General features: G+C 53.9%; 16 protein-coding genes and 1 pseudogene. 11 read left to right on the top strand and 6 right to left on the bottom strand.

Translation table 11 applies throughout. The annotated features are described in order from the left end of the window. Positions 1–187 precede the first annotated feature (187 nt). From INT32_RS16250 to INT32_RS16240, 3 genes are read right to left on the bottom strand one after another with little or no spacing between them, the layout of a single operon-like run. Positions 188–967, bottom strand: a complete 780-nt coding sequence (locus INT32_RS16250; RefSeq protein WP_193089763.1) for an SDR family oxidoreductase — start codon at positions 965–967, stop codon at positions 188–190. A 5-nt stretch (positions 968–972) separates the two neighbouring features. Continuing rightward, a complete protein-coding gene (locus tag INT32_RS16245; RefSeq protein WP_193089762.1) occupies positions 973–1716 on the bottom strand; it encodes a class II aldolase/adducin family protein in 744 nt (247 codons plus the stop codon). Further along, entirely contained in the window at positions 1713–2690 is a 978-nt protein-coding gene (locus INT32_RS16240) for a tripartite tricarboxylate transporter substrate binding protein (protein ID WP_226817152.1), read from the bottom strand. The genes INT32_RS16245 and INT32_RS16240 overlap by 4 nt, the downstream gene beginning before the upstream one ends. Before the next feature lie 266 nt (positions 2691–2956). On the opposite strand from INT32_RS16240, the pseudogene INT32_RS22195 reads away from it, so the two are divergent. The 4 genes and pseudogenes from INT32_RS22195 to INT32_RS16220 all read left to right on the top strand — a co-directional run. Then, positions 2957–3286 (top strand): annotated as a pseudogene (locus INT32_RS22195) (flavin reductase); the annotation flags it as partial. A gap of 279 nt (positions 3287–3565) precedes the next feature. Next, complete coding sequence (locus INT32_RS16230; RefSeq protein WP_193089760.1) at positions 3566–4720, top strand: TRAP transporter substrate-binding protein; 1155 nt, start codon at positions 3566–3568, stop codon at positions 4718–4720. Positions 4721–4923: 203 nt separating this feature from the next. Then, entirely contained in the window at positions 4924–5547 is a 624-nt protein-coding gene (locus INT32_RS16225) for a TRAP transporter small permease subunit (protein WP_193089759.1), read from the top strand. After that, positions 5544–7511 (top strand): TRAP transporter large permease subunit, encoded by a 1968-nt coding sequence (locus tag INT32_RS16220; RefSeq protein WP_193089758.1) that lies wholly within the window; start codon positions 5544–5546, stop codon positions 7509–7511. The genes INT32_RS16225 and INT32_RS16220 overlap by 4 nt, the downstream gene beginning before the upstream one ends. A 63-nt stretch (positions 7512–7574) precedes the next feature. Here INT32_RS16220 and INT32_RS16215 read toward each other — a convergent pair whose 3' ends face one another. The 3 genes from INT32_RS16215 to INT32_RS16205 are packed head-to-tail and all read right to left on the bottom strand — an operon-like array spanning position 7575 to position 10692. Then, complete coding sequence (locus INT32_RS16215) at positions 7575–7982, bottom strand: TfoX/Sxy family protein (protein ID WP_193089757.1); 408 nt, start codon at positions 7980–7982, stop codon at positions 7575–7577. After that, positions 7979–8863, bottom strand: coding sequence for an ATP-binding cassette domain-containing protein (locus INT32_RS16210; RefSeq protein WP_226817150.1), 885 nt, complete (start codon positions 8861–8863; stop codon positions 7979–7981). Before INT32_RS16210 ends, INT32_RS16215 begins: the two co-directional genes overlap by 4 nt. Further along, positions 8860–10692 (bottom strand): glycine betaine ABC transporter substrate-binding protein, encoded by a 1833-nt coding sequence (locus INT32_RS16205; protein WP_193089756.1) that lies wholly within the window; start codon positions 10690–10692, stop codon positions 8860–8862. The genes INT32_RS16210 and INT32_RS16205 overlap by 4 nt, the downstream gene beginning before the upstream one ends. 414 nt (positions 10693–11106) lie before the next feature. Here INT32_RS16205 and hisD point away from each other — a divergent pair, with 414 nt between their 5' ends. The 7 genes from hisD to INT32_RS16170 all read left to right on the top strand — a co-directional run bounded on the left by hisD (position 11107) and on the right by INT32_RS16170 (position 19155). Then, complete coding sequence (gene hisD, locus INT32_RS16200) at positions 11107–12387, top strand: histidinol dehydrogenase (RefSeq protein ID WP_226817148.1); 1281 nt, start codon at positions 11107–11109, stop codon at positions 12385–12387. Positions 12388–12436: 49 nt separating this feature from the next. Next, positions 12437–13420 carry a tripartite tricarboxylate transporter substrate binding protein gene (locus INT32_RS16195; RefSeq protein WP_226817146.1) on the top strand — a complete coding sequence of 328 codons (984 nt, stop codon included), beginning with the start codon at positions 12437–12439 and terminating at the stop codon, positions 13418–13420. A gap of 29 nt (positions 13421–13449) precedes the next feature. Next, on the top strand, positions 13450–14940 hold the full coding sequence (locus tag INT32_RS16190; RefSeq protein WP_193089754.1) for a M81 family metallopeptidase: 1491 nt from the start codon (positions 13450–13452) through the stop codon (positions 14938–14940). A gap of 23 nt (positions 14941–14963) precedes the next feature. Continuing rightward, the gene (locus tag INT32_RS16185; protein ID WP_193089753.1) at positions 14964–15512 is read left to right on the top strand and encodes a cupin domain-containing protein; all 549 of its coding nucleotides are present in this window, start codon (positions 14964–14966) and stop codon (positions 15510–15512) included. Positions 15513–15903: 391 nt separating this feature from the next. Continuing rightward, entirely contained in the window at positions 15904–16833 is a 930-nt protein-coding gene (locus tag INT32_RS16180) for a hypothetical protein (protein ID WP_193089752.1), read from the top strand. After that, positions 16820–17482 carry a TetR/AcrR family transcriptional regulator gene (locus INT32_RS16175; RefSeq protein ID WP_193089751.1) on the top strand — a complete coding sequence of 221 codons (663 nt, stop codon included), beginning with the start codon at positions 16820–16822 and terminating at the stop codon, positions 17480–17482. The genes INT32_RS16180 and INT32_RS16175 overlap by 14 nt, the downstream gene beginning before the upstream one ends. Beyond that, entirely contained in the window at positions 17479–19155 is a 1677-nt protein-coding gene (locus INT32_RS16170; protein WP_193089750.1) for a thiamine pyrophosphate-dependent enzyme, read from the top strand. Before INT32_RS16175 ends, INT32_RS16170 begins: the two co-directional genes overlap by 4 nt. The last annotated feature ends 2 nt before the right edge of the window (positions 19156–19157 follow it).

Below are 19157 nucleotides of genomic sequence, written 5' to 3'. Positions count from 1 at the left end.
CTATGCTCCGTGGGATGTAAGCTGTCATTATAGAGAATATTTATGTCACCCAGCTGAGCAGGCGCGTCATTTAAGCAGGTCAATATTCAACAATTGTGAATTCGGCGTCGTTGCGGCGTTCATCCGGCGAACATGTAAAGGGCATAGCGCTCTGGCAGGCCAGCGCCCTGTGAGCGCTTGCCTGCCGCTAGAACGAAATGGAGAATCCACCGTCGACCGCCAGTACCTGGCCGTTTACATACGAGGCTGCGGCCGAGGCAAGGAAAAGGACAGGGCCCACAATTTCTGCCGGGTTGCCCCAGCGTTGCAGGGGATTGCGTTCCTGCATTTTGGCAATATTGTCGGGGTTTTCGATCAATGCCTGATTAAATTGAGTCGCGAAGGTTCCCGGTGCGATGGCATTGCTCAAGATGCCCTCCCGCCCAAATTCGACGGCCAGCGACCGGGTCACTGTATTGAGCGCCTGCTTGGTGACCGGATAGATAAAATCGCCTAAACGAACTATCTGCCCTGCGATGGAGCTGATCGTAATAATTCGTCCGTAATTATTCAACTTCATCAGGGAGACGGCCGCACGTGAAATTTCAATTGTTGACAGAATATTGGTGCGTGTGATGGCTTCGAGTTCCATGGCGTCAATATCCTGCAATCGCCGACGCATTCTGATGCTCGCATTGTTTACCAGGATATCAAGACGCTGATGGCCATCTCGTATTTTCTCAAAGGCTCGCAGGCAGGCCGCCCGGTCGTCCATGTCAAATGCCACCCAGGATGTTGCCAACCCCTTGGCTTGCAGTTTGCGGGACGCGGCTTGTGCGCTGCTTTCATCGCGACCGTGCACAATGACCGTGGCACCGGCTTGGCCCAGACCCTGGGCTATTTCATAGCCCAGGCCGCGGGTCGAGCCGGTGACAAACGCCACCTGATTGCGTAAATCGAACAGTGTGTTCTGACAGGTTTCGGTCATACGTCTCAGTCTTTGTAGCTCGTATCGCGGCGATCCAGATAACGACGCATGGCCGGCCACTCCATGATGCCGAATGGACGTCTTACGCTGGGTTGGTACAGATGATGTGTTTTGTCTACTACTTCTGCCGAAGGGATAATCAACTTGGTGTTGCCGGCCAACGCATCGACCTGGGCCCGGCACGCCATCTCCAGCCAGTACATGGCATTGAATGCTTCAGCAATGGATGGCGAGGCCACCAACAGCCCGTGGTTGCGCAGAATCATGGCGTCCTGCTGGCCAAGATCGGCCACAAGGCGCTGCTGCTCATCCATATCGATGGCAACGCTCTCGTAGTCGTGATAGGCAATGTCCTTGAAGCGCATTGACGTCTGCGTAATTGGCAACAACCCGCATTCCATTGCAGATACGGCCATTCCCGCCCGAGAGTGGGTATGAATAACACAACCGACGTCATGGCGCGACGTGTGCACGGCACTGTGAATCACGTATCCCGCCTGATTGACGCCAGTACCATCTGCGTGCGGGTTCTCGAGTACCTCGCCTTTTATATTGATTTTGATCAGGCTGGAAGCTGTGATTTCTTCATACATATAGCCATAAGGATTAATCAGTATCTCGTCGTCGGTGCCGGGAATGCGGGCAGTGATATGGTTGTATACCAGATCGCTCATGCCGAAAAGTGGCATGAGCCGGTAGCATGCGGCCAGGTCAACCCGGGCTTCCCATTCGGTATTGCTGTATTTCATTTTTGACCTACTCCTGCTTCTTTCACAATGTTTCCCCAGGTGTCATAGTTTTCCTGGACCATTGTCCCGAACGCCTCGGGTGAGTCGCTCATGACGACTTCGGATCCCAGCGCCACCAGTTTGTCATTGGTTTGCTTATCGCTGAGCGTTCGGTTCAATTCGGTGTGTAACTGATTCACAATTTCGCGGGGGGTGCCTTTGGGGGCGAACATACCCAGCCAGGCGCCCATGTTGAAATTGGGCAAGCCCTGCTCCTGAATAGTCGGAATCTCGGGCGCCAGCTTGGCCCGGTTTGCCACGCTGACGGCCAGACCATTCAGCTTGCCGGACTTGACATGGGGTATCGCTGAAACGACGGTATCAAATGTGATATCGACATTGCCGCCTATCACATCAGTTTGGGATTGGGCGCTGCCCGAATATGGCACGTGTACCATTTTTGTGCCGGTCTCTTTCATCAGTAATTCCATCAACAGATGGCTGGTCGTGCCTTTGCCGATAGAGGCAAAGGTCAGTTTCTCCGGGTGGCTTTTCGCATAGGCGATCAGGTCTTTAAAGGTTTTTAACCCTTTGCTCTGGTTGGCGACCAGTACATAGGGTAGCCAGGTGGTTTGTCCTATCGGTTCGAAATCTTTTGTTGCGTCATAGGTCAGAGACTTGTATACATGCGGATTGATGTTCATGGGCGCCGTCGCCGACAGCACCAACGTGTAGCCATCGGGCTTGGCCTTGGCAACAAGCCCGGCCCCCAGGCTGCCGCCCACGCCCGGCTTGTTTTCGACGATGATAGGCTGTTCCAGGTCTTTGCTCATTTTATCGGCAAGGATACGGGCAACGGCATCGGTTGATGTTCCCGGAGGAAAGCCAACCACAATCGTGATTGGCTTGGCTGGATACTGTGCTGCCGCTGTGCCTGTGGTGAGTACCAGCATGGCAGTTGCCAGCAGGCCTTTGATCAAATAGCCGTGTGTCATGTCTCGTCCTGATTATGTTTGAATTTATGATGCGATTGGTCATGTATATGTCTACATTTCATGGCCAATAGTATCGTTCAGTAGGCAGTCAGTCTATTTGTCAATGAAAAACGCTGACTTCACCAAAAGTGAACGGGGTGTTCAGTCCGGTGAAACTGGAGAGCGCAAGGCCGTCAAGCCTGGCTAGACGCGATAGCGCTTCATTGTTTGCAGGATGCATCATGAAACAGTATATCGAACCCGTTCCTCTGGAAAAATCCTAGCGGCTGGTCAATCACGGCCCAACAACCCTGGTGTCTGCCGCTCATGACGGCGTGCGGAATGTCATGGCGGCAGCGTAGAGCTGCGTTCTTGATTTTGCGCCTCCCAAGCGGACTGTCGTGCTCGATAAAAGTACGTGCGCACGCAGGCTTGTCGAGAATGCCGGTACATTTGTCGTACAGATGCCGGCTGTTGCACAGGGGCAGATGACCTACTATGTTGGGAACCATGACCTGAACGACGAGCCCGGCAAGCTGGAAGCGGCCTGCACGACGATATTTCGCATGACCGGGTTTGATCTGCACTTTGTCTTGGGATGTGCGCATGGATGGCTGACAGGCATGGGGTTTTCCAGCATATATTGCAGTTGCAATTGCCTTGCGGGGCGGTCAGACTTGTGCTTGTAGCGCCCGCGAGGGGCTGGTAACGGGCATGGTGAGCCTGTGCCCTTGGCATACATCGCAAATCAGCAAATTACAAGCCTACTTACAGATGTCTGAATGTTCTTGACAACACCGAATTCTGTGCGTATAAACTTTATTGCAGTCGCAGTTTGTAACATGTATGAAAAATGATAAACAATGATTAGATTACAGGTACAAAAGGAGACAATTATGACAACTCGCATTGCGAAAAAACGTCAGACAGCAACACCAAAATCATCACGTCGCAAGTTTCTGGGAGGAGCAGCCGCCGGTTCGGTCGCTGCGGCGGGGATGGGATTTCCAGCCATTGTCAGAGCACAGACGCCCATCAATTTCCGTTTTCAGAGTACCTGGCCAACTGTCGATATTTTTCACGAGTATGCCAATGATTTTGCGAAAAAAGTCAATGACATGACCGGCGGTGAACTCAAGATTGAAGTGCTCCCTGCGGGGGCCGTGGTGCCGGCTTTTGCTTTGCTGGATGCGGTGTCCAAAGGCACGCTGGATGGCGGACATGGTGTGCTGGGTTATAGCTACGGCAAGCAGAACGCCCTGGCTCTGTTTTCGTCGGGACCGGCATTTGGCATGGATGCCAATATGCTGCTGGCCTGGCACAAATACGGCGGCGGCAAGGAACTGCTGGTCAAATTGTACGAATCCATCGGCGGCAATGTCGTATCTTTTCTGAGTGGTCCCATGCCAACGCAGGCGCTGGGCTGGTTCAAGAAACCCATTGCGAAGGCAGAGGATCTGAAGGGTGTGAAATTTCGCACCAATGGTCTGGCCATTGATTTGTTTACAGCCATGGGAGCGGCCGTGAATGCGTTGCCCGGTGGCGAAATCGTACCGGCGCTCGATCGCGGCCTGCTCGATGGCGCGGAGTTCAATAATGCATCGTCAGACCGGTTACTGGGGTTCCCGGATGTGTCCAAGGTCTGCATGCTGCAAAGCTTTCACCAATCTTCCGAGACATTTGAAATTACCTTCAACAAGGATAAGTACAACAGCTTGCCCGACAAAATGAAGTCCATCATAGAGAATGCGGTTGAAGCGGCCTCGGCCGATATGTCGTGGAAAGCGATTGACCGTTATTCCCAGGACTATATCAAGCTCAAAACAGAGGACAACGTCAAATTCTACAAGACGCCGGACGCTATCCTGCAGCAGCAATTGACCACCTGGGACGACATCATCACCAAGAAAGCGGAAAACAATGCCCTGTTCAAGGAAATTGAACAGTCGCAGCGCAAGTTCGCCGAGCGGGCAGTGGCCTGGGATATGGATACCAATAACAATCGTCGTATGGCCTATAACCATTACTTTGTGAAGAAGGCAGCGGGCTAGGCCCCCGACAGATGGCGCCGGCGGTGCGTGCCGGCGCCATCTGTCGCGTCGGCGTGCTGGCCGCGATGACCGGATGATGACTGGATATGCCTGCTCTACGGCAGATTCAGTGGGATTGTCGGGTGTTGCGCCAGTCGCTTTATGAATGACGACCCGCATTCGACGCAAGGGATTGTTTATTGCTCTGTCCCAGGAGTTTGTTGATGAAAAGAGTTCTCCACCGTATTGATCAGGTCAATACCTGGATCGGACAGCTGTTCGGCTGGTGTGCACTGATTCTCACGCTGTTTGTCACGTACGAAGTTTTCTCCCGTTACGCCTTCAAAAATCCGCACGCCTGGGCATTTGATGTCATGAATATGCTGTATGGCGCCTTGTTCATGATGGCGGGCGCCTATACATTGGGCAAGAACGGCCACGTACGCGGCGACGTGCTGTATGGATTCTTTCCGCCGCGCCTGCAGGCGCTGCTCGATCTCATTTTGTATGTCCTGTTTTTCTTCCCCGGGGTCATTGCCTTGGTGTGGGCTGGATATTACTATGCATCGGAGTCTTTTGCCATTAATGAGCATTCGACCATTACCGCAGATGGCCCGCCGATTTACCCATTCAAGGCAATCATCCCCATTGCCGGTTTTGCGCTGATCATGCAGGGCATTGTCGAGGTTGTGCGTTGTGTGCAGTGCCTGCGCGACGGCGACTGGCCCTCCCGTGATATTGACGTTGAAGAAGTCGACGTCGATAAACTGAAAGACATGGTCAATGTGACCGATGCCGATATTCAAGAAGCCGACCAGCACATCGCAAAGCAAGGGGATAAAGCATGAAAAAAGAGGCCTGGTTCGGTATCAGTATACTGATTGCGATTGTGGCGGCTCTGATTATACTCATGCCGGCCCCAGCGGATATTACCAATGGCCACCTGGGCCTGTTGATGCTGGCGCTGATTGTGGTCACCATCATGCTTGGTTTTCCCACCGCATTTACGCTGATGGGCATGGGCGTCATATTCACGCTGTTTGCCTATCGCGCAATGGGTCCCAAGCTTGCCATAGAGCAAACACTGGATCTGATGGTGTTGCGCACTTACGCCGTCATGACAAATGATGTACTGATCGCCGTTCCGCTGTTCATCTTTATGGGTTATCTGGTTGAACGCGCGAACCTGATCGAAAAACTTTTCAAAAGTCTGCATCTGGTGATGGCCAGAATTCCCGGGTCGCTCGCCGTGGCAACCGTGATTACTTGCGCGGTGTTTGCGACCGCCACCGGTATCGTTGGTGCCGTGGTCACGCTCATGGGCCTGCTGGCGTTGCCGGCGATGCTCAAGGCAGGCTATGACGTCAAACTGTCGGCGGGTGTGATTACAGCAGGCGGCTGCCTGGGAATCATGATCCCGCCTTCGGTATTGTTGATTGTGTATGGCGCCGTGGCGGGTGTATCGGTCGTTAAATTGTATGCGGCGGCATTCTTTCCTGGTCTGTTGCTTGCCGGCATGTACGTTTTGTATATTATTCTGGTGGCAAAACTCAAGCCATCCTGGGCGCCGCCATTGTCGGAGGAAGAGCGACGAATTCCGTTACCTGAGTTTGCTGCCAACATCAAAAACAGCATCAGTAACAAGGCACTCCCCGGCTTGTTGCGTGCGCTTAAGGGCGAGCGCAATAGCAGCATTTCGGTCTATGTGATAGTAAAGCAATTGTTCATCACCCTGATTCCCGCCATTATGTTCGCCTGCGTGATCGGGCTTAGCTACAACCTTTCAATGCCCACCACGCAACAGGCAAGCACGCTGACAGAACTGGGATCGCTCAATGCGCCGTCAACGGTGCAGTATGCCGGTTCGTTGCAGGAGCCAGCAGGTGCGGGGCTGGCCGAGCCACCAGGGTCTCTTGCCGAGCCGCCCGGTGCCGCATTGGCTGAACCGCCGGCAGGCGTTTCCGAACCCCCTGGCACGGTAGCGGAGCCGCCAGGCGCCACACCATCTCAGTCTGAACAGAATGCAGCAGCTGCATCTACGGTGCCCGAGGCAGACGCGCCAAGTGTATCGCCAACCTTCTGGATTGTGTTTGCCGTTGGGCTGGCGCTGATGATCGCGTTCTATGCATGGTTCACCTTTGCCCGGCTCGAAGTTTTCAAAATGCTGCTGGCGTCGTTTTTCCCGCTGGCATTTATGATTCTGGCGGTGCTGGGCAGTATCGTCTTTGGTTTTGCCACACCCTCGGAAGCCGCGGCCATGGGGGCTTTTGGCGGCATCCTGCTGGCCCTGTGCTACCGACGGCTGAATATGCCGATGCTCAAGGAGTCGGTGTATCTGGCGGCAAGAACCAGTGCGATGGTGTGCTGGCTTTTTGTCGGCTCCAGTATTTTCTCTGCCGCCTTTGCCTTGCTGGGCGGACAGCAAATCATCAATGACTGGGTCGTGTCCATGGACCTGACGCCACTGGAGTTCATGATACTTGCGCAGATTGTGATTTTTTTACTGGGCTGGCCGCTGGAGTGGACAGAAATTATCGTTATTTTCATGCCGATATTTCTGCCGTTGCTTGCGCATTACAATATTGATCCGCTGTTTTTCGGTATTCTGGTTGCGCTGAACCTGCAGACTGCATTTCTTTCGCCACCCGTGGCCATGTCGGCATTTTATCTGAAAGGCGTTGCGCCGTCGCACGTGACGCTGAACCAGATATTCATGGGTATGTTGCCTTTTATGGGCATACAGATAGTGGCCCTGATTTTATTGTATGCTTTCCCAAAAATAGGTCTGTGGTTGCCGGAAGTGCTGTATTGATGTTGATGCGCTGTTTAAGGGCCGTGGGCGGTCCCGAGCAGTGCCCGCTTATGTCAGTTGCGGTCACCTGCGACGCCGGTATAAATCGGCCGGCGAGCCTGCTGACGGTTTGCGCTGTTTCTTTTCCGGCACACGCGCGGCCGCCTCTACGCCAAGCTGCGCCCATTCCAGCATTTGTTGACGATCATCCAGGACTGATTCGGGCGGCGCATGAAACGAAAGCGCGATCGTCTTGCTGTCTCCGTTTGTTTTTTTCGTGGTATAGGTCAATGGTAGACAGTCCGCTTTGTCGAACTGTGCCTGTGTCTGACTATCCGACTTGACATAGAATCGGTTCTCGCCGCTGACGATGGCAAACATCCGCCCGTCAAGATACAGCCCGACACTACCAAACATTCTGCGTGTGGTAATCGGCCCCAGCGGCGCGAGCAGATCCAACACATACTCCAGAAAGTCTCTGGAAACGCTCATGATGCCTCGGCCGTGGACGTCAAAAAGCTGGCTACATATTCATCGGCCGGATTTGCCGCCATTTGCTCGAGGCTACCTTGTTGAATCAGGCAGCCCTGGTTGAGCAGGGCAACGGTGCCGCCCAGTGTCCGGGCTTCCTCCACATCATGGGTAATAAACACAATTGTCTTGTTCAGCCGATCCTGCAAATCCAGTAGCAGTGTCTGCAACTTGCGCCTGATCAGCGGGTCAAGTGCGGAAAAGGGCTCGTCCATCAGCAGGATATCGGTGCCGGCCGCCAGTGCGCGCGCCAGGCCGACCCGTTGTCGCATGCCGCCGGAGAGTTCATCGTAATAATGTGCCTCGTAGCCCGACAGTTCCATTTCGTTAAGCCAGTAGCGCGCCTGTTCTGCGCGCTCGGGCTTGGGTACGCCGCGCACGCGCAGGGCAAATTCGGCATTTTGCTGCACGGTAAAATGCGGCAACAGGCCAAAGTGCTGAAAGACCATGGCGATGCGCTTTTGGCGAAACTTCTGCAGATCGGGAATCGACAGGGCGGTCACATCCACGTCCTGGATTTGGACAGTACCGGTGTCCGGATCGATCAGTCTATTGATATGGCGCAGCAGGGTGGATTTGCCTGAGCCCGACAAGCCCATGATGCAATAAATCCCATTGGACGGAATGTCCAGATTGATATTTCTCAACGCGACATGGCAGCCGGTTTCAGCGGTAATTTCTTCATTGTCCGATCCCTGATGCAGCAACTTCATGGCCTTGCTGTGGCGACTGCCGAACACCTTGTTGATATTCTGAAGACGAATGAAATGTTCGTCTATTCCCGGGCTACCGGCGCCGGTTGGCACCGCGCCCGCGGTAGTGTCAATTGCCTCTGTATTCATCGTGTTCTCCTGCGGTTGCCGTAGGCCTGGGTGATGCGATCAATAATCACAGCCAGAATCACAATTGCGCTGCCCGCCTGCACTCCCTGGCCGACATTCAGCGTCTGCACCGCTTCCAGCACCCGCTCGCCAAGGCCTGGCGCGCCGATCATGGAGGCCAGCACGACCATTGAGAGCGACATCATGATCGCCTGGTTGATGCCGGCCATGATGCTGGGCTTGGCCAGCGGCAGAATGACCCAGCGCAGCATTTGCCAGCGGTTGGTGCCAAATGCCGTTCCGGTTTCGTGCATTTCGCGACTGATCTGCAAAATGCCCAATGCGGTCAGCCGGATCAGCGGTGCGATGGCGTAAATCACCGTGGCGAAAAGCGCGGGAACATTTCCCAGGCCAAAAAGCATCAGCACCGGAATGAGATAGACAAAGCTTGGCATGGTCTGCATCACATCGAGCACCGGTTGCAGCACACGATATACGCGCGGGCGGGCCGCAACAAAAATTCCTATGGGTATCCCGATGACCACTGTAATAATGACTGCGCAAATCAATAGCGCCAGCGTCTGCAGCAATGCAGTCCACAAGCCAAAGGCGCCAATCACGTAAAGCCCGATAGCACACGCCACCGCAAAAATGATTGAGCGTGTGCTGTGCCAGGCCAATGCTGCCGTGAGCAGAATCATCAGCCATGCCGGAATCGCCGCCAGCGTCTGCACCGTCGGACTTAACAAGTAGCGGGTAAGGAATCCACTGACCTGCCGAAACGATTCGCCATAGGTTCCCACAACCGACTTGAGGCCGCTATTGAGTTTGTCCTGGATAGACCAGTCAGGGAAAATGCTGCTTGTCGCTGCCGTTTGCCCAGTCCATGCCTGCAGCCGGGATGCCGCTTCGGGGCTGACCCACGCTTGCCAGACTTCGGGATGTTCCTTGATGAATTGTTCTGCCTGTCGGGTGCCATCGCGTTTGCTTTCGGTCATCTGCAAAATGGCGCCGTTCAACTGATCGGCAGTGAACTGGATTTTTTCAAAGAACTGCATCAGATCCGGATGTTGCTCCTTGAACGGCGTGGACACGGCAATCGACAGATTGGATACCGGAAAACCGGTGACACAGTTTTTGTCACCGTCTTTTTGCAGCAGGCTGCTCCAGCATTCCGATTCATTTTCTGGAAATTCCAGCGCCTTGAATGTGTACTTGGCCATCAGCCCCGTCGGCTGCCAGTAATAAAAGAGCAGGGGCTTCTTCTGTTCATAGGCCGAGGAAATTTCCGCATCCAGTGCTGCGCCCGTACCGGGGTGAACATTAGCGAATGTCTTGTCCAGGCCGGTCGTGCGCAACAGGCGGGTATTGAATATCTCGCATGTCCAGCCAGACGGACAGTTCATGAAGCGTGGCTTGGGGCCGCTTGCTGAATCCAGAAACAAGTCTGAGAACCGCTCAAGATCCTTGTAGGAACGCAGTTGCGGATTTTTCTCCCAGACATACTCGGGCACGTACCAGCCCTGCTGGGCTCCGCCTTTGAGCGTGTCGCCCACCATGGCGGCCTTGTTCTCTTGCAGTGCCTTGTTCATGACTTCGGAGCGCCCGACCCAGACTTCGCCAATCACCTGAATGTCATTTTGTGACAGGGCATTTTCCTGGGCAGGGCCCGAACCGGGAACCTCCGTGGTCTTGCACTGGTAGCCGCGTTCTGCGATCAGGCGCAATACGGCGCTGGTAAATTGACCACTTTCCCAAGTTAGCGCGGCGAATTTGACGGGGCTATCGCACGCAGCGAGGGCAGGGGCAGAGAAAAAGAGCAAAAAAACAAAAACGATGCGCTGTAACATTGGCCGGACCCTTGCGGTTTGCTTGATCGGTCAATTACAACTGGCATTTGCCGATGGCGCAAGGCTTTGGCGTCATATTGACGTAAATAGACATCATTTCGGGTATTTAAAGATAATATGCGAGGCTTGGCGCATTACTCCAGGCAGTCAAGCGAATCAAGCCACTTCTGGATGAGCACATGCATCGCTTTAATACTCACGAAAATTGCAATGTTCTGTGTTTGGATAGAATATTGAACGATTTTTCGAGCAATCAAGTTCTCTCTAACCGGATGTTGCAGGAGAATGCATGATGGTTTTGCTGAAGAAGTTCGAATGGACGGATATAAAACTAACCATGGACTCAACGCTGCCTATGATTTGAATCTGTGAGTGTATAGAATTTCCCTATTCCCGATGCACACAGGACTTATGATGAGTGAAGTTATTTTTAAGCGCGTTGAGTTTATTAAGAAACCCGCCGCGCACCAACAGAATACCCTTGAATCAATTGAGGGGACAGTAAAGGAAATTATCAATGCCGTACGTAAGAACGGGGATGCCGCTGTACGGCAGTTTTCAGAGAAATTTGATAACGCGTTCGACATTGAACTGGAAGTGACTGCCGACGAGAAGCATGAGGCTGTCAATAATCTTGACCAGCAGACGCGCGAAGATACCTTGTTTGCGATTGAGCAAGTCAGAAAATTTGCGCAGGCGCAACTTGCAACCATGCTGCCGCTTGAAGTGGAGAATTTGCCAGGCGTTCATCTGGGACACAAAATTATTCCAATTGAACGCATTGGTGCATATGTGCCTGGGGGCCGGTACCCGATTTTATCGGCGCCAGTGATGACAATCGTGCCTGCCAAGGTGGCCGGATGTGACGAGGTAATTGCTTGCCTGCCGCCGGGCGCCCATCAGGCCATGATCGCCGGTTGCCATCTGGCAGGAGCAGACCGAATATTTCGTATCGGCGGTGCACAAGCGATTGCTGCGATGGCCTATGGTACCGATAGCGTACCGGCGGTCGACAAAATCGTTGGGCCTGGCAATGCATTTGTTAACGAGGCCAAGCGGCAGGTGTTCGGACAGGTTGGGATTGACCAACTCGCAGGGCCAAGTGAAATATTCATTGTGGCAGACGAAACGGCAGACCCGGCAATGGTCGCATGTGATCTGCTTGCCCAGGCAGAGCATGATGTACATACACGAGTTGGTCTGATCACCACGAGTAAAAACCTTGCCCAAAATACCTTGTCGCAGGTCAATATACAAATGCAGGCGCTTGCAACGGCTGACGTAGCCAGTAAAGCATGGAGCGATTTTGGGGAGATCGTATTGTGTCCGAATGAGAATGCCATGCACGCCTATTCCGATTATGTAGCCGCAGAGCATTTGCAAATACATACCAGAGCACCACATGAAACAGCCAAACAACTCCGAAATTACGGTTCGCTTTTTATCGGAGAAAATGCGAGTGTTGTCTATTCCGATAAGTGTTGCGGGACCAACCACACGTTGCCGACAATGCGTGCCGGAAGATATACCGGTGGCTTGTGGGTAGGCTCATACGTCAAAGTCTGTACCCACCAATGGATGGAGCAAAGTGGTATAGAAAGTGTGGCACCTCCTGCGATCAGACAAAGCCAAACGGAAGGAATGGAAGGGCACAGGAAAGCGGCCGAATATCGGTTACGACGACATCCTGGATAGTTATGCGCTCGTATAACTCTATTGATTCCTGTAAAACGAGGACACTGTAATGAACCCGGTAAAAAAGTATATAGCTTCAAATCTCGTATTGACCATCCTGGCTTGTACGACGATGACAGTATCGGCGTCCACCGCCTACCCGGTTAAGCCGATCAAGATTGTCGTGCCGTTTGCTACCGGTGGTACCACCGACGTTATGGCAAGGGTGCTTTCCGAGCCGCTGGCAAAGGAACTCGGACAGCCGGTCATCGTAGAAAACCGAACGGGTGCCGCAGGAAAAATAGGCACGGAATATCTGGCGCGTGCAAAGAACGATGGCTATACTTTGGGTATAGCAACGGTAAGCTCCACTGCAATTACGCCAGTGGTCTACAAGAATGTGAGTTTTGATCCGTTGAAAGACCTGACAGCCATTACCAGACTGGTTTCGGTGCCCAATGTGCTCGTGGTCAGTCCGAATCTTCAGGTCAATAATATGGCTGATTTCCTGGATGTAGTCAAAAAGGATCAGGGCAAGTATTTTTATGGACATGCAGGCAATGGATCTGAAGCGCATATGATGGGCGAACTGTTCAATCTTGTGAACAAAACGAAACTCAATGCTGTGCCATATCAGGGTTCGGCGCCCGCTTTACAGGATGCTTTGGGCGGGCAGGTTTCGGCCGTTTTTGATAATTTACCTTCTTCGCTTCCTTTTATTAAATCCAAGCAATTACTTGCGTTGGCTGTCGCTTATCCTGAGAGAGTGCCAACGCTACCTGATACTCCGACCTTTAAAGAGTTGGGCATGGAGGTGGTAAATGATTCGTCATTTTTCGGCCTTATCGGGCCGGCAAACATGCCCAAAGAGATAACACTCAAAATACAGGAAACGGTCAAGAAGGTGCTTGCGCAACCGGCAGTTCTGGAAAAACTCAAGGGGTTTTCTGCCGAGCCAGTCGGCAACACGCCCGAAGCGTTCGCACAGGAGATCAAGCTTGAAGTGGACAAGCAGAGAAAAACCGCCAAGGCAGCAAAAATACAATTTGACTAACAGGGGCGGTGCCACAGGGTTTTCAGAATATGCACACATCACATCGGATATTGGTTGCTCAGCTTTTTCAGGAAACGCATGGGTTCTCGCCGGTACACACGCCTTTAACCTCGTTTGAGATTGAAGAAGGTGTGGACATGATTGAGAAGAATGAAAAATCTGATTCGGTGCTTGGCGGTATTATCCGGGAACTGACAGCCCTTGGACACGTAGTAGTGCCGGCATTCGCAGCGCGCGCACGTTGTGGCGGAGTTGTACAGGATGCGGCATATGCGTTTATAAAAGAACGCATCCTTGCGGCAGCGCGATCCAGTCGCTATGACGCTATCGCACTCGATTTACACGGATGCACCCAATCGGCGTCATGCGATAGTGTAGAAGAAGATCTTGTGTCATCGATCCGCGACATAACTGGGTACCGGATACCCATTGTCGCAGGCTTTGATCTTCACGCGCATGCGACTGAAAAATTGTTCAGGCTGCTCAATTTTGGCACCGCATACAAGACTAATCCCCATGCGGATGCGGCTCAAACAGGAGAGCGGGTGGCGCAGGTCCTGGGCAGTATGTTGTCGCGCCGGATCGAGCCGCAGGGGTTTGGCGTCTTTCTTCCCATGTTGCTGGGAGGTAATGACGAAACGACCAACGGCCCCTTGGCAAAGCTGCATCATAAAATGCAGTCTGCCATAGCGTCTGACGGCAATTTGCTTGATTATTCCATTTTCAATGTCAATCCATTCATTGACGGAACAGATGTCGGGCAGGCCGTTATTGTATATGCGAAAAATGAGAATGGGGTTGCTGCTGCAAAAGCACTGAGTCTGACGGCGGCAACCGAGTTCTGGGGTTGTCGGCATCAGTTTATCCATCAGTTGCCTTCCGTCAGAGACTTGCTGCAAACTTTCAGTGGAACGCAGCCGCGTCTAATAATCGGGGATTTTGGGGATAGAGTTCTTGCTGGAGCGCCCGGCGATTCCATCTATGCCTTCAATGAGTGCCTGCAGTATAGCGAGCGTCATATCACGGCTATTGTTACTGATCCGGCGGCATATGAGCAATGCCTGAAGGCGATGGAGGGCGCCACCATTTCGCTATCGCTCGGGGGGGGGAATACACCAGGATTGAGCGCAATGGATGTGTTCGGTAAAATCACCCGCCTGGGCAACGGGGTATTTCGTAACAGGGGCACGTTCATGAAAGGCGCCAAGCTCAGACTGGGACCCTTCGCGGTCATTGAACAGGCCCGCTATACGCTGCTGGTCACACATGATGCTGTCATGTCCCAGGATCCGGGATGCTATCTGGATGCAGGCATTTCTTTGGATAATACTGACGTAATTATTGTAAAGTCAGGTTATCATTTCAAAATGGCATTTGAGGACTATGGCGACTGTCATATTGTTGAAACGCCCGGATTGTCGGGCTTTCACCCCGAACAATTGCCTTTTGAAAAATGCCGGCCAATCTATCCGCTGGACCCTATTGAACTGCCTTTTCTGGAGTCCGTAGACCTACAATAAACAGGTTCGAGAGTGTATACCATATGCCGAAAATAGGAACGCACATAAAGCAACTTCGTTTGCGCCGCAGGTTGAGCGTTCGGGATTTGGCAAAACGATCCGGCATTGCTCATGCCACGATTTCACTTATAGAACGAGATAAAACAAGCCCCTCTGTTGATACGCTGGCTGCCATTCTTGACTCCCTTGGCACGACGCTCGACAGCTTTTTCACGTCGGGGCACACGACAAGACCCGTCTCACCGTTTTATCGGCATGATGACTTTGTTGAAATAGGCGATAAAAACAAACTCTCGTATCGAATGATCGGCGTCAACCACCCGAATCGATCGATTTTGATGCTCTATGAGGTTTATGAGGTGGGCGCTGATTCCGGGCTGGCACTGTCTCACGAAGCGCAGGAGGCAGGCGTTGTCGTGCAGGGCGAAGTAGAGGTTACTGTCGGCGACCAGACACAGATACTGGGTGCCGGAGATGGATATTATTTTGACAGTAATGAGCCACACACGTTTCGCAATGCAGGAAAAACCAAGGCCATTATCATCAGTGCGGTGACGCCGCCGTCTTATTGATCATTTCCATGAGCCCGTGCTGGCGCCAAATGCGAGGCTCCCGCAGCATATCGATATAAAAAGACGAATTTTTGGCATATTCGATGCTGGTTTTCTGTCGCCGCCGGTCATGATCGACCCTGTTTTCTCGAAAAAAAAAGTGTCACAGTCAATCGACTCATCAGAACTGCATCGCTGCGTTGGTCCGATTGTGAACGTTTTCGGCGCCGCTCAGCGCTCTTTTTTTATCGCCCGACGCCGACCGGCATAACGCTCATAATTCGGGTATTCCCTAGAAAATTACGCTTGTTATTTCGAATGTCATGGTGTTAGCATTCAAATATGACCACCCGGTCACATTTGGCATGACGCATCTGTTTTGTCGCTCAATGAACTTTGCAATGGATTTTTTATGACAATTGGAATAGCCGCCAGCGGCGCCAATGCGGGAGAATCAGTACGTGCAGCGGTGCTTGCGGCAGAATTGCTGGGAAGAGGCGCCATTGGCGGCTTTGCCGTATTTGCAGCCATGTTGCACGATGGCAAAGTAGGCCACTGCGTGACCCAGAGGGGTGGAGCCGCAAAATTGGCCATTCCGGACCAATGGCTGCAGGCCACACGTGCGACAGCGATTTCCAGCGGGCCCGACAGGCCCGAGCCGCTGCAGCAGTTTCTGCCCGGCTTCGATGGCATCGGCCTGGTATCCGGTCATCGCTTGCCCAATCGGGCGGGAAGCGACGGCGAGCCCTTGAATCGTGCAGTGTTGCGGCGACTGGCCAGCGGGGAAATGCCACAACATGCTGTAGACGCCGTTCTGCATGCCAATGGCCAAAGCGACGCCGGACTCATTGCCGTTGATGCCCAGGGCCGTATTGGTTGGGGCAACAGCCAGCGAGTCGCCTCAAGAGCAGATCTTGGCAGCTTTCACCGCAGTGAAGGGGACAGGCGCCTGGCGATACTGCACAACTCGATTTATTTCATGCGTGATACAGCAGATGCCGTTGGCAGTCTGGCTTGGAGTTGCCTGGGTGGTGACACCAGCGCATATCAGTTCTTGTCGCTGCCGCAGGGTGTTGAACTGCGAACGGCACAAAGCGATCGGATCCAGCTGGATGTCGACGGGAACATCGCGCTGATTGAAACGGCTGCTGTGCAGATGTCGCAGATGTCAGGTCGTTTTACTGCAGTCTATCTCGGAACACCAGTCTGGCAGGGCGCCCGCCTGGTCGGGCATGTGGTCAGCGAGCTGATCGGGCAGGTGCAGGATGGCTGCGTTGTTCGCAGTCTGGACCCCGTCTCGGCTATGGTCGTCATGAGAAGGGCAGTGCATGTCGCGTCGTGAAAACACCGAGAAAAAGCTTTTGAATGCGCTGGAAGAACAGATCAATGAGACGGGGATGGTGGGCGTAGGCGTTAACGCCGTTGCCAAACGGGCTGGCGTGAGCAAGGAGCTCATCTATCGCTACTTTGATGGTATGCCGGGATTGTTGCTTGCCTGGATGCAGGGACAGGATTTCTGGACGGCACGCGCTGGCCTGATCAAGGATGAAGAGTCCAGCCAGCAGACGCCTGCCGCCTTGATTCTGTCGATGTTGCATGCCCAGATCGAGGCGCTCGCAGGCAGCGAGAGCCTGCGGGAAATCCGGCGTTGGGAGCTGATTGAATTGAACGAGGTAACCGAACAACTGGCGCAGCGCCGCGAGAAGGCGGCAAGATCGTTCATTGATCGGGTAGACGGGTTGACGCAGGAACTGGACGTGCCGGCAGTGGTGAGTATCATGCTGGCGGGGGTGCTGTACATGATGTTGCGATCCAGGACCGAAAGCCATTTCCTGGGTGTGTCGTTACGCACGAATGCGGGCTGGCAGCGGCTATATGCATCGCTTGAGCAGATCATTGACGCCGGCTTTCCTGAAAATCTGCGAACACAGGCATTGGCCGATCTTGAGCAGGTCAAGGGCAAAGGATATTTTGACGGAAGCAGACAATGAAGAGAAGAGCAGCGGATGTATTGATCGAAGTGTTAAGTGCGCATGAGGTAGAACGGGTCTTTTGTGTGCCCGGGGAAAGCTATTTGAGTGCGCTGGATGCACTCTCGGATCATGCGGGGATTGACGTGGTGACCTGTCGTCACGAAGGGGGCGCCGGTTTCATGGCCGTGGCCGACGCGCGCCTTACCGGGCGAGCAGGTATCGCGCTGGTCAGTCGTGGGCCGGGTGCAATGAACGCGGCGATTGCCGTGCACACGGCGCAGCAGGATGCAGTGCCGCTGGTGCTTTTTATCGGTCAGGTCGAACGGGCGCACCGTCATATGGCAGCCTTCCAGGAGGTGGACTACGGGCACGTGTTCGGCAGCATGGCCAAATGGGTTGTCGAGATCAATGACGCGCAACGGCTGGCCGAGTGCGTTGCAACGGCGTTCCATTATGCGTGCAGCGGCACACCGGGGCCGGTTGTCGTTGCGTTGCCAGAGGATATGCTGGAAGATATGGTCGACACCGAAAGGGCGTATCGTCTTCCTTTGCCGGCAGCCGGGGCGTCGGACACATCGCTCAAGCGTGTGGCCAGCATGATTGAGCTGGCGCGCCGGCCACTGATTATTGCCGGCGGACTGCTTAAAAACGAGACAGGGCAGACTGCGCTGCAGTGCATGGCAGAAGCTTTTGGTGTTCCGGTAGCAACAGCGGTCAGGCATGCCGATTTGCTTGCCAACGATCATCCGCTGTTTGCCGGGCACCTGGCCTATGGCGCGCCGGCAGCGCTGGCGCAGGCGGTTGCCCAGGCCGATCTGGTCATTGCTGTTGGCACCCGCCTGGGTGATGTGACCACTCAAGGTTACTGTTTTCCCGCCGCGCCGCATCCGGCGCAGCCCTTGATCCATGTCTGGCCGGACGCGTGCGCATTAGGTGCGTTGCGCCGGACAGATCTGGGGCTGGTGGCCGATCCTGCCGCGTTTCTTGTTGATCTGTGCGACTTTGCTCCGGCGGCAATAGATCCCGATCATCAGGTATGGAGCAAGCAACTGCACCAGGTGGCGCAATCGCTGACAGACTGGGACGGGCCCGCCGATGCCGAAGACGGCGTCGTGTTCTCGAGTGTGGTGCAGGCGGCCGATCGTTTGCTGGCCGATGACGCCATTATTACGATTGATGCCGGCAATTTTGGCGGGTGGGTCCAGCGCCTGTTGCGTTTCGGCGGTGGCAGGCAAATGGTTGCACCCTCTTCGGGCGCCATGGGCTACGGGGTGCCGGCTGCCGTTGCGGCCAGTTTGCGCTATCCGGACCGACAGGTCGTCTGCTTTGTAGGCGACGGCGGGTTTCTGATGACAGGCAACGAACTGGCCACTGCCATCCAGTATGGCGCGCGTCCGATACTGGTGATCTCCGATAACGGCGCCTATGGCACGATCCGCATGCATCAGGAAAAGCATTTTCCGCAACGGGTGAGCGCAACGGATCTTCGCAATCCGGATTTTGCCGCACTGGCGCGCAATTTCGGCGCGCTGGGTATTCGCGTTGATGACAGTTCGCAGATTGATGCGGCGCTGCGCACCGCGTTTGCCGCAGAGGGGCCAGCCGTGATTTCGGTCCGCACCAGTTTGCAATATATATCTGCATCGGCAACGATCGATCAATTGCGTGCGCGCGCAATGTTAAGCCAATGATG

The sequence above is a fragment of the Advenella sp. FME57 genome (assembly GCF_014897675.1).
GTDB lineage: Bacteria > Pseudomonadota > Gammaproteobacteria > Burkholderiales > Burkholderiaceae_B > Advenella.
The sequence above is the reverse complement of the archived record's forward strand: the minus strand, read 5'-3'. Positions and strand labels throughout refer to the sequence as shown.

What these genes read in the sequence shown, in the direction of transcription:
- INT32_RS16205 (WP_193089756.1), bottom strand. Translation starts at nt 10,692, where the DNA reads ATGTTACAGCGCATCGTTTTTGTTTTTTTGCTCTTTTTCTCTGCCCCT.
- INT32_RS16230 (WP_193089760.1), top strand. Translation starts at nt 3,566, where the DNA reads ATGACAACTCGCATTGCGAAAAAACGTCAGACAGCAACACCAAAATCA.
- INT32_RS16195 (WP_226817146.1), top strand. Translation starts at nt 12,437, where the DNA reads ATGAACCCGGTAAAAAAGTATATAGCTTCAAATCTCGTATTGACCATC.
- INT32_RS16220 (WP_193089758.1), top strand. Translation starts at nt 5,544, where the DNA reads ATGAAAAAAGAGGCCTGGTTCGGTATCAGTATACTGATTGCGATTGTG.
- INT32_RS16170 (WP_193089750.1), top strand. Translation starts at nt 17,479, where the DNA reads ATGAAGAGAAGAGCAGCGGATGTATTGATCGAAGTGTTAAGTGCGCAT.
- INT32_RS16190 (WP_193089754.1), top strand. Translation starts at nt 13,450, where the DNA reads ATGCACACATCACATCGGATATTGGTTGCTCAGCTTTTTCAGGAAACG.
- INT32_RS16215 (WP_193089757.1), bottom strand. Translation starts at nt 7,982, where the DNA reads ATGAGCGTTTCCAGAGACTTTCTGGAGTATGTGTTGGATCTGCTCGCG.
- INT32_RS16225 (WP_193089759.1), top strand. Translation starts at nt 4,924, where the DNA reads ATGAAAAGAGTTCTCCACCGTATTGATCAGGTCAATACCTGGATCGGA.
- hisD (WP_226817148.1), top strand. Translation starts at nt 11,107, where the DNA reads ATGAGTGAAGTTATTTTTAAGCGCGTTGAGTTTATTAAGAAACCCGCC.
- INT32_RS16245 (WP_193089762.1), bottom strand. Translation starts at nt 1,716, where the DNA reads ATGAAATACAGCAATACCGAATGGGAAGCCCGGGTTGACCTGGCCGCA.
- INT32_RS16240 (WP_226817152.1), bottom strand. Translation starts at nt 2,690, where the DNA reads ATGACACACGGCTATTTGATCAAAGGCCTGCTGGCAACTGCCATGCTG.
- INT32_RS16180 (WP_193089752.1), top strand. Translation starts at nt 15,904, where the DNA reads ATGACAATTGGAATAGCCGCCAGCGGCGCCAATGCGGGAGAATCAGTA.
- INT32_RS16210 (WP_226817150.1), bottom strand. Translation starts at nt 8,863, where the DNA reads ATGAATACAGAGGCAATTGACACTACCGCGGGCGCGGTGCCAACCGGC.
- INT32_RS16250 (WP_193089763.1), bottom strand. Translation starts at nt 967, where the DNA reads ATGACCGAAACCTGTCAGAACACACTGTTCGATTTACGCAATCAGGTG.
- INT32_RS16175 (WP_193089751.1), top strand. Translation starts at nt 16,820, where the DNA reads ATGTCGCGTCGTGAAAACACCGAGAAAAAGCTTTTGAATGCGCTGGAA.
- INT32_RS16185 (WP_193089753.1), top strand. Translation starts at nt 14,964, where the DNA reads ATGCCGAAAATAGGAACGCACATAAAGCAACTTCGTTTGCGCCGCAGG.